The sequence below is a fragment of the Mesorhizobium silamurunense genome (assembly GCF_014843825.1).
GTDB lineage: Bacteria > Pseudomonadota > Alphaproteobacteria > Rhizobiales > Rhizobiaceae > Mesorhizobium > Mesorhizobium silamurunense.
Map to the genome: position 1 here is coordinate 1 of NZ_JHQR01000247.1, position 9,063 is coordinate 9,063.

At 64.4% G+C, this 9,063-nt stretch carries 11 protein-coding genes; 8 read left to right on the forward strand and 3 right to left on the reverse strand.

The features are described from left to right. Positions 1-399 (forward strand): ABC transporter permease (locus DH10_RS26120; protein WP_192385522.1); only part of this gene is annotated, 399 nt, incomplete at its 5' end. Then, positions 396-2,018: an ABC transporter ATP-binding protein gene (locus tag DH10_RS26125; RefSeq protein WP_192385523.1), complete on the forward strand. Its 1,623-nt coding sequence runs from the start codon at positions 396-398 to the stop codon at positions 2,016-2,018. The genes DH10_RS26120 and DH10_RS26125, both read left to right, overlap by 4 nt. A gap of 10 nt (positions 2,019-2,028) precedes the next feature. Here DH10_RS26125 and DH10_RS26130 read toward each other — a convergent pair whose 3' ends face one another. Then, positions 2,029-2,460 carry a TerB family tellurite resistance protein gene (locus DH10_RS26130; RefSeq protein WP_126088709.1) on the reverse strand — a complete coding sequence of 144 codons (432 nt, stop codon included), beginning with the start codon at positions 2,458-2,460 and terminating at the stop codon, positions 2,029-2,031. A gap of 210 nt (positions 2,461-2,670) precedes the next feature. Between DH10_RS26130 and DH10_RS26135 the strand changes: the two genes are divergently transcribed. The 4 genes from DH10_RS26135 (at position 2,671) to DH10_RS26150 (ending at position 5,257) form a co-directional block, all read left to right on the forward strand. Next, positions 2,671-3,456 (forward strand): TSUP family transporter, encoded by a 786-nt coding sequence (locus DH10_RS26135; RefSeq protein ID WP_192253048.1) that lies wholly within the window; start codon positions 2,671-2,673, stop codon positions 3,454-3,456. 52 nt (positions 3,457-3,508) lie between these two features. After that, a complete protein-coding gene (locus DH10_RS26140) occupies positions 3,509-3,679 on the forward strand; it encodes a hypothetical protein (protein WP_126093321.1) in 171 nt (56 codons plus the stop codon). Positions 3,680-3,815: 136 nt separating this feature from the next. Then, complete coding sequence (locus DH10_RS26145; protein ID WP_192253045.1) at positions 3,816-4,649, forward strand: helix-turn-helix domain-containing protein; 834 nt, start codon at positions 3,816-3,818, stop codon at positions 4,647-4,649. Between the two features lie 188 nt (positions 4,650-4,837). Then, positions 4,838-5,257, forward strand: a complete 420-nt coding sequence (locus tag DH10_RS26150) for a VOC family protein (RefSeq protein WP_192253042.1) — start codon at positions 4,838-4,840, stop codon at positions 5,255-5,257. 3 nt (positions 5,258-5,260) lie between these two features. On the opposite strand, the gene DH10_RS26155 is transcribed toward DH10_RS26150, so the two are convergent. Both DH10_RS26155 and DH10_RS26160 read right to left on the reverse strand, forming a co-directional pair. Next, positions 5,261-6,736, reverse strand: a complete 1,476-nt coding sequence (locus DH10_RS26155) for a cobyric acid synthase (RefSeq protein WP_192385524.1) — start codon at positions 6,734-6,736, stop codon at positions 5,261-5,263. After that, a complete protein-coding gene (locus DH10_RS26160) occupies positions 6,736-7,341 on the reverse strand; it encodes a dimethylsulfonioproprionate lyase family protein (protein WP_192253037.1) in 606 nt (201 codons plus the stop codon). The genes DH10_RS26155 and DH10_RS26160 overlap by 1 nt, the downstream gene beginning before the upstream one ends. A 138-nt stretch (positions 7,342-7,479) precedes the next feature. On the opposite strand from DH10_RS26160, the gene DH10_RS26165 reads away from it, so the two are divergent. Both DH10_RS26165 and DH10_RS26170 read left to right on the forward strand, forming a co-directional pair. Next, positions 7,480-8,646: an isobutyryl-CoA dehydrogenase gene (locus DH10_RS26165; protein ID WP_192253034.1), complete on the forward strand. Its 1,167-nt coding sequence runs from the start codon at positions 7,480-7,482 to the stop codon at positions 8,644-8,646. 8 nt (positions 8,647-8,654) lie between these two features. Next, positions 8,655-9,063 (forward strand): prephenate dehydrogenase/arogenate dehydrogenase family protein (locus DH10_RS26170; protein WP_425515378.1); only part of this gene is annotated, 409 nt, incomplete at its 3' end.

Genomic DNA, 9,063 nt, shown 5'->3' on the forward strand with positions numbered 1-9,063 from the left:
TTCAACATACCGGTCTTCGCGCGCGTCGCTCGCGCCGGCGCGCTGGCGATCTGGCCGCGCGAGTTCATCCTCGCCGCGCGCGCCGCCGGCAAGGGCATGACTGAGATCACCGTCGAGCACATCCTGCCAAACATCGCCACGCTGCTGCTGGTCCAGGGCACGATCCAGTTCGCGCTCGGCATCCTCGCCGAAGCCGGGCTGTCGTATGTTGGCCTCGGCGCACAGCCGCCGATGCCGAGCTGGGGCCGCATGCTGTTCGACGCCCAGACCCGCATGGTGACGGCGCCCTGGATGGCGATCTTTCCCGGCATGGCGATCGTCATCACCGTGCTTGGGCTCAACCTGCTCGGCGACGGCATCGCCGACATCCTCGACCCGAAATCACGGCGGCAGCGATGAGCCTGCTCGAGATCGAGAACCTGTCGCTTGTCATCGGCGAGACGCCGATCCTCAAAGCCGTGGACCTCGCCATCGCGCCCGGCGAAGTGGTCGGCTTGGTCGGCGAATCCGGCTCCGGCAAGTCGATGACGGCGCTGACCGTGATGCGGCTTCTGCCGCATCTGGCGCGCGCCGATGGGCGCGTCGCCTTTGACGGCATCGACATCCTCGGCGCGAGCGAGGATCAGATGTGCGCGCTGCGCGGCGACGATATCGGCATGGTTTTCCAGGAGCCGATGACGGCGCTCAATCCGGTCAAGACGATCGGCGAGCAGGTGGCCGAAGGCATTCGCTGGCACACCAAGGCTGGCCGCGCCGAGGCTGAGGAACGCGCGCGCAAAATGCTCGACCGCGTCGGCCTGCCGGAAGCAAAATTCCCGCTGTCGCGCTACCCGCATGAACTGTCCGGCGGCCAGCGCCAGCGCGTCGTCATCGCCATTGCCTGCGCGCTGAAGCCCAAGCTCTTGATCGCCGACGAGCCGACGACGGCGCTCGACGTGGTGCTGCAGGCGCAGATCCTCGACCTGCTGCGCGACCTCGTAAGCGAAAACCGCATGGGCCTGCTGCTCATCTCGCACGACCTCGCGGTGGTGACCGAGATGGCCGATCGCCTGACCATCCTGCGCCACGGCGAGGTGATGGAGGCCGGCGACACCGCCCGCACGCTGTCGAAGCAGTCGCATCCTTACACGCGTGAGCTGGCGCTGGCTTCCATGCATGTGCCGGCGCGGCCTAAAACGCACCCTGCCGGTTCGGCAAAGCCCTTGCTCGAGGTCGAAAGCATCAGCCGGGATTATCCGGGCCGGCGCAAATCGTTGTTCAGACCGGCAGAGCCGATCCGTGCCGTCGACGACGTCTCGCTGACCATCGAGCCAGCCCAATCGGTGGCCCTCGTCGGCCGTTCCGGCTGCGGCAAGTCCACCCTTGCCCGTATGATCCTGGCGCTGGACAAGCCGACGGCCGGCGCGATCCGGTTTCGCGGCGAGACCATCACCGGCAAGGCGGAGGCAGTGTTGAGGCCGGCCCGGCGCGACATGCAGGTGGTGTTCCAGGACCCCTACGGCTCCTTCGACCCGCGCCAGAAGGTCGAGAGACTGGTGGCCGAGCCGCTGCATCTTTTGGAGAAGCAACCGGCCAGGATCGAGCGCCGCGAGATGGTCGCGCATGCGCTCGACGAAGTCGGGCTCGGCCGGCGCGACATGGACAAGTATCCCCATGAATTCTCTGGCGGCCAGCGCCAGCGCCTGTCGATCGCCCGCGCCATCATCACCCGCCCGAAGCTGGTGGTGGCCGACGAGCCGGTCTCGGCGTTGGATGTCTCGATCCGCGCCCAGATCCTCGACCTCTTCGCCGAGCTCAATCAGAAGCTCGGCATCGCCTACCTCTTCATCACGCACGACCTGACGGTTGCCCGCGCCATGTCCGACGAGGTGCTGGTCATGCATGAAGGCAAGATCGTCGAGCGAGGCAGGACGGCCGAGGTGCTCGACAGCCCGCGCTCGGAAGCCACGCAGGCGCTGGTCGCGGCTGCGCCCGACCTTCACCGCGCGATCGCGCGGCGTATGCAGGAACAGGGGTGAGCGGCGCCTTTCAGCTCTCCGGCTTAACGACGTCGACGGGGCTGATGTCGAGCAGGTCGAGCGTGCGACGCAGCAGCTTCACTTCGCTCTCGGCCAACTTTGAATCCGCCTTGGCGATCTCTGCCATATGGCGCGCAAGCAGCTTGCGCCGCTCGACATCGAGGTCGCGGAACAGCGCGATCGCTTGCGAGCCGTTGGTCTCGTAGCCGTAGTCGTTGAGATATTCGATGACGCTGTCGATCGAGGCTTCGGGAATGCCGAAGGCTTCCTTGCAGATGCGCCGGAAGGCGACCATCTCGCTCTCCGAGACCGAGCCGTCGGCCAGGATCATGCGGAACAGCATCAAAAGCTCCGCCGACAGCACCGGATCGTCCGCGACCTTGCGAACGCCCGGGTCGCCGTCGAAGATCGAGCGTATCTGGTCGAGCAGCGCCATCGCCATAAGCCTCCCTTTGCGTTTCCGGTCTGATTGTTAGAGCAATTCCAGGAAAAGTGTGAAGCGGTTTTCCGTCCGGAATTGCGTGAGAACAAAGAAATAGAGCGGTTCGGCGTTTCCGTGAAACGGTGAACCGATCTAGCGTGGAATCGGTCTTGCGCAAACTGGGCAGGCATGATGGAAGCTGCGGCTCCCCCTCGCCTTGATCCACAGCCGATGATCGACCTTACGCTGCAGACTGTCCTCATACTCACTGCTGCCGCTTTCGCGGCCGGCTTCGTCGATTCGATCGCCGGCGGCGGCGGCCTGATCACCATCCCGGCACTGCTTCTGGCGGGCTTTTCGCCGGTCGCAGCGCTCGGCACTAACAAGCTGCAGGGCATGTTCGGCTCCGGCTCGGCCACGATCCACTATGCCGCGAATGGCCAGGTCGATCTGCGTCGGCAACTGCCTTCCGCGCTGCTGGCCCTTGTCGGCGGTGCCATCGGCGCCCTGCTGGCGACGGTCGTGCCCGGCGATTTCCTGCGCGCCCTCTTGCCGGTTCTCCTGATCGCGATCGCTCTCTACTTCGCGTTCAAACCCAACATGAACGACGTCGACCGCGCAGAACGCCTGTCTCCGCTTCTGTTCGGGCTTACGATTGTGCCTGCCATCGGCTTGTACGATGGTCTGTTCGGCCCAGGCACGGGCTCATTCCTTATGCTCGCCTTCGTCACCCTTGCCGGCTACGGTCTGCTCAAGGCGACCGCGCACACCAAGCTTCTCAACTTCGCCTCCAACATCGGCGGCTTCGTCGTCTTCGCCGCCGTCGGCGTCATCGACTGGAAGATCGGTCTGATGATGGGCGTGGCGCAGTTCCTCGGCGCACGCCTTGGCGCGAGCCTCGCCATCAAGATCGGCGCGAAACTGATCAAGCCGCTGCTGGTGGTCGTGTGCGTGGCGCTGGCGGTCAAGCTCCTGGCCGATCCAACCAATCCCCTACGCCAGCTAATTGGTGTGTGACGCCCCTGCTGGTAGAATTCGGGTGTTGCGAATCATGTTGGAGGGACCAGACATGAATCTCAGTGCACCTACCCAAATCGTGTTCATTATTTCGTTGGTCATCGCCATCATCGGCCTTCTCGCCGCTCTTGGCCTGCTTGCGTTCATTCCTCTTGCGGCGGTGTGGATCATGCTCATCGCCTATATCGTGCTCGCCGCCGGTTGCCTGATGCGCGGCGCCTGAAAGCAATTCCAGGAAAAGTGTGTAGCGGTTTCCGTCCGGAATTGCGTGAACCGCTTTAGGCAATCTCTGGCAACTCGAAGCGCCCGGCCCCGCCGGGCGCTTTTGATTTGAGGGCATGGTCTGCTAGGCTCAACCGATGTCCGACGAGACAGAGCGCCATCGACAAGACAATCGGTCCCCAGCCCTCCATTTCGAGATGGTCCGGCGCGAGCCCGCCGCCTCGCTCGCAGGCATTGTCACCGATATCTGCGGCTACCGCGAGATATGTCTCGGCCATTTCCGCATCGTCGAATATGCCTCGCTGACCGTGCCGCTGGTGATCAGCTTCGCCGAGGCCTTCGCCATCGGGCTCGGCCGCGACCCAGGCGACAACGACCGTTTCGCCAGCTTCGCCGCCGGCCTCTATGCCGGTCCTGTCGTGATCGAATCCTTCGGCGGCTCCTGCTGTGTCCAGGTCAATTTCACGCCGCTCGGCGCCAGGCAGTTCTTCGGCGTGCCGATGAGCGAGCTGCGGGACCGCATGGTTGGCCTCGACGATGCGCTGGGCTTCGAGGGCATTGCATTGCGAGAACGGCTTGGCGAAGCACCGGATTGGGACACGCGCTTTGCCATTGCCGAGGGCTTCATCACCAACCGGCTTGCGGAGGCGAATGCGCATTCGACCGAAGTCGCCTGGGCCTACAGGACGCTCATCGCATCGGGCGGCCGCACCCGGATTTCGGCGCTTGCCGAAGAACTCGGCTGGAGCCGCAAGCACCTCGCGGCAAAATTCTCCGACGCGATCGGCATCGGCCCGAAGACGTTGTCCCGCATCGTGCGCTTCAACCGCGCGCTTTCGCTATCGAAGCGGCAGGAAGACGACTGGGCCGGCATCGCCGCCGATTGCGGCTATGCCGACCAGGCGCATCTCGTGCACGAATTCCGCCAGCTCGCCGGCGAAACACCGACCACGCTCGCCGCGCTGGCTTAGAGCAATTCCAGGAAAAGTGTGAAACGGTTTTCCGTCCGGAATTGCGTAAAAACAAAGAGATAGAGCGGTTCGGCGTTTCCGAAACGCGAACCGCTCTAGGGTGCTGTCTGCGGCAGGTAACATTTCTTCAAGACACCGGAACGCTTTTGCCCGAGGCTGGCTTCCATCAAGTCACCAGGGAGTTTGTCATGCCCACGGCAACGGAAGCACCACGTATTTATCCCGCCTTGCGCTACAGGAACGCGGCCAAGATGATCGACTGGCTATGCGACGCCTTCGGCTTCGAAACACGCGCCCGCTACGGCGAAGGCGATGTCGTCCATCACGCCGAGCTCACCTTCGGTTCCTCGATGATCATGCTGGGCACGGCCCGCGACGACGATTACGGCAAGATGGTCGGGGAGCCTGGCGGCGGTGGCGGCAAGTCGATCTACATTGCCGTCAACGACGCCGATGCCGCCTATGCCAAGGCCAAGAAAGCCGGCGCCAAAATCATTCAGGAACTGGTCGACCGCGACTACGGCAGCCGCGAGTTCACCTGCCTCGACCCGGAAGGCAATGTCTGGTCCTTCGGCACCTATTGGCCCAAGGCCGGGGAGAAAGCCTGAATCTCAGCGCGCGAGATCAAAGATGGCGTCGCAGTCGAGATGGGCCTCCAGCTCGGCCGCGACCTCGTCCAGCGCCTTCTCGACCTCGGCGCGGTAGTCGATGCCACCGCTTCTGACGCCAAGGCTCTCCAGATAGGCGGCGCGGAAGGCATCCGCCGAAAACAGCCCGTGCAGATAGGTGCCGATCACCTTGCCGTCGGCCGACACCGCGCCATCCTCGACGCCGTTGATGATCGCCGATGGCCTCGCCGTATCCGGACCGGTGGTGCGGCCGAGATGGATCTCGTAGCCCTCGAGCGGCAAGCCGAACTGCACCGAACGGGCGTTTGAATTGCGCACCGTCTTTTCCGGCTCCATCACCGTTTCGATGTCGAGCAGGCCGAGGCCTTCCACTTCCCTGACACTGCCTTCGATACCGTCTGGATCGGTTACCCTCCGGCCCAGCATCTGATAGCCGCCGCAGATGCCGACCACATGGCCGCCGCGCTTGCGATGGGCGATGAGGTCGCGATCCCAGCCGTTCTCGCGGAATTTTATCAGATCGCCGATCGTCGACTTCGAGCCCGGGATGACCACCAGCCCCGCATCCTCCGGCAGCTTCTTGCCCGGCGGCACGAACACCACCTCGACCTGGGGCTCGGCCTTGAGCGGGTCGAGATCGTCGAAATTGGCGATGCGGGCCAGCATCGGCACTGCCACTTTCAGCGCCTGCCTCTCGCCGGAGGCGAGACGCTCTAGCACGACCGAATCCTCGGACGGCAGGCGCGCAGCCGCCTTCAGCCAGGGCACGACGCCAAAGCAGCGCCAGCCGGTGAATTTGTTGATTGCGCTTATGCCCTCGTCGAACAGGGAGACGTCGCCACGGAACTTGTTGATGAGATAGCCGGCGATCATGCACCGGTCTTCCTCCGGCAGGATCAGATGCGTGCCGGCGACCGAGGCGATGACGCCGCCGCGGTCGATGTCGCCGACCAGGATCACCGGCAAGTTGGCGCGCGTCGCAAAGCCCATATTGGCGATGTCGTGGCTGCGGAGATTGATCTCGGCCGGCGAGCCGGCGCCTTCGACGATGACGAGGTCGGCGCCCTCGCCGACCTTCGCCCAGGACTCCAGCACCGCATCCATCAGCCGGCCCTTCATTGCCTGGTAATCGCGTGCCCGCGCCTCGCCGAACCCCTTGCCCTGCCCCCCCCCCTGCGAGCCGATATCGCTCTGCGGCTTGAGCAGCACGGGGTTCATGTGCACGGTCGGCCTAACCCCGCAGGCCAGCGCCTGCAGCCATTGCCCACGGCCGATCTCGCCGCCGCCCGTCCTGTTGTCGCCCGGAATGTCGGCGACGGCGGCGTTGTTCGACATGTTCTGCGGCTTGAACGGCCTGACCTTCAATCCGCGGTTCTGCGCCGCGCGGCAGAGCCCCGCCACCAGCACGGTCTTGCCGACATCCGAGCCGGTGCCCTGCAGCATGATCGCTTTGGCCATCAGTTCCCGCCCTCCGAGCCGATGATCGACTTCTGCGCCAGCGGTCCGCCGCGCCAGATATACAGCGCCATCAACGGTTCCTTGCCGGTGCGCATGGCGTGGCTGACGTCGGACGCGTGGTGGACGACCTCGCCGGCCGCACGAACGTGAAAACCGCCCTCGCCCATGCGCCATTCCGTGCCGCCGGTCAGCGGAATATAGACCTCCTCGGCGATGTGATGATGGTCGGGGTAGACGATGCCGGGCCCAAGGATCAGCAAACCGGCCGCGATCGCGTCATTGACGAAATGCCCGCGCGTGCCGAACACTTCCAGCCAGCCATAATTGTCGATGAAGGCCTGGCCGAAATCGGAAGCGGTATAGGTCTGCCCCCAGCGCAGCTCGTCCCGATGCTCGGCCACGAATTGCGTCAACGGCTTGGCGTCCCGCGGCGCAAGTTCCGCGATGCGATCGAGATGGCGAAGGCAGTCGAGAGTGTGCGGTTTGAGCGGGCGAAAGGGCATGTGCCAATCAATGCACGCGACCGCGTCCGCGACCAGATCGCTGTCGACGCCGGCGAGATAGAAGTGGAACCGGTCCAGCAACTGATCGAAGACTGTCGGCACGCAAGGCTCCGTTGATCATTCCATGCACAGCCGGTCCGCAGGGGGCCGGGTTGCGCGGCGGCATCATTGGTCTAGATTGAACGGCGCGCAAAGCCAAAAACGACAGGCCATAAGGCCTGAAACGACAGGGAGCACGCCATGGACGCGGCAGTCGATGCGGGCACTGGCCAATTCGAACTCACAGAGGAACAGCGCGCCATCCAGGAGATGGCTCAGGCTTTCGCGGCCGATCGCGTGGCGCCGAACGCGCTCGACTGGGACCGGGCAAAGCACTTCCCCGCCGATGTGATCCGCGAGACCGGGCCGCTCGGGCTCGGCGGCATCTATGTCCGCGACGATGTTGGCGGCTCGGCGCTCGGCCGCCTCGATGCGGTTCTGATCTTCGAAGCGCTCGCCCACGCCGATCCGGCCTTCTCCTCCTTCATCTCGATCCACAACATGGCGGCCTCGATGATCGACCGCTTCGCCAGCGACGAGCAGCGCCAGCGCTTCCTGCCGAAGCTGACCTCGATGGAATGGCTGGCAAGCTATTGCCTGACCGAGCCAGGTTCAGGCTCGGATGCCGCGGCGCTGAAGATGCGGGCGGTGAAGACAGGCGACGACTATGTCTTGAACGGCGCCAAGCAGTTCATCTCCGGCGCCGGCGACAGCGATCTCTATGTCGTGATGGCGCGCACCGGCGGCGACGGGCCGAAAGGCATTTCGACCCTCGTCGTGCCGAAGGATGCGCCCGGCCTTTCCTTCGGCGCCAACGAACACAAGATGGGCTGGCACATGCAGTCGACCCGTCAGGTGATCTTCGAGGATTGTAAGGTGCCGGCCGAGAACCTGCTCGCCGGCGAAGGCGCCGGTTTCGGCATTGCCATGGCCGGGCTCGACGGCGGCCGGCTGAATATCGCCGCCTGCTCGCTGGGCGGCGCGCAGTCGGCGCTCGACGAGGCGCTTGCCTATACCGCCGAGCGCAAGGCTTTCGGCTCGAAGATCAACCAGTTCCAGGCGCTGCAGTTCAGGCTGGCAGACATGGAGACGGAGCTGCAGGCCGCCCGCATCTTCCTCTACGCCGCCGCCGCGAAGCTCGACCGCAAGGCGCCCGATGCCGGCAAATGGTCGGCGATGGCCAAGCGCTTCGTCACCGATATCGGCTTCGACGTCGCCAACCAGGCGCTGCAACTGCATGGCGGTTATGGCTACCTGCACGACTACGGCATCGAGAAGCTGGTGCGAGACCTGCGCGTCCACCAGATCCTCGAAGGCACCAACGAGATCATGCGCGTCATCATCGCACGCACGCTGATCGGCCGCTGACGGTAACAATTCGGGAGAAAACGATGGCAACCATCGCCTTCATCGGCCTCGGCAATATGGGCAATCCGATGGCCGCCAACCTGGTCAAGGCGGGCCATGCCGTGCTGGGCTTCGATCTCGTTCCCGAGAACTTGACGGTAGCGAAAGAGCACGGCGTCACTGTGATGGCCAACGCAGTCGCAGCGGTGAAGGACGCCGATGTCGTCATCACCATGCTTCCCGCTGGCAAGCATGTGCTGTCGGTCTACGAGGACATTGCGCCGAAGGCCAAGAAAGGCGCGCTGCTCATCGATTCCTCGACCATCGATGTCGAATCGGCGCGCAAGGCTCACGCGATCGCAGCCAAGCATGGCCTGCCGTCGATCGACGCGCCGGTCTCCGGCGGCACCGGCGGCGCCGCGGCCGGCACGCTCACCT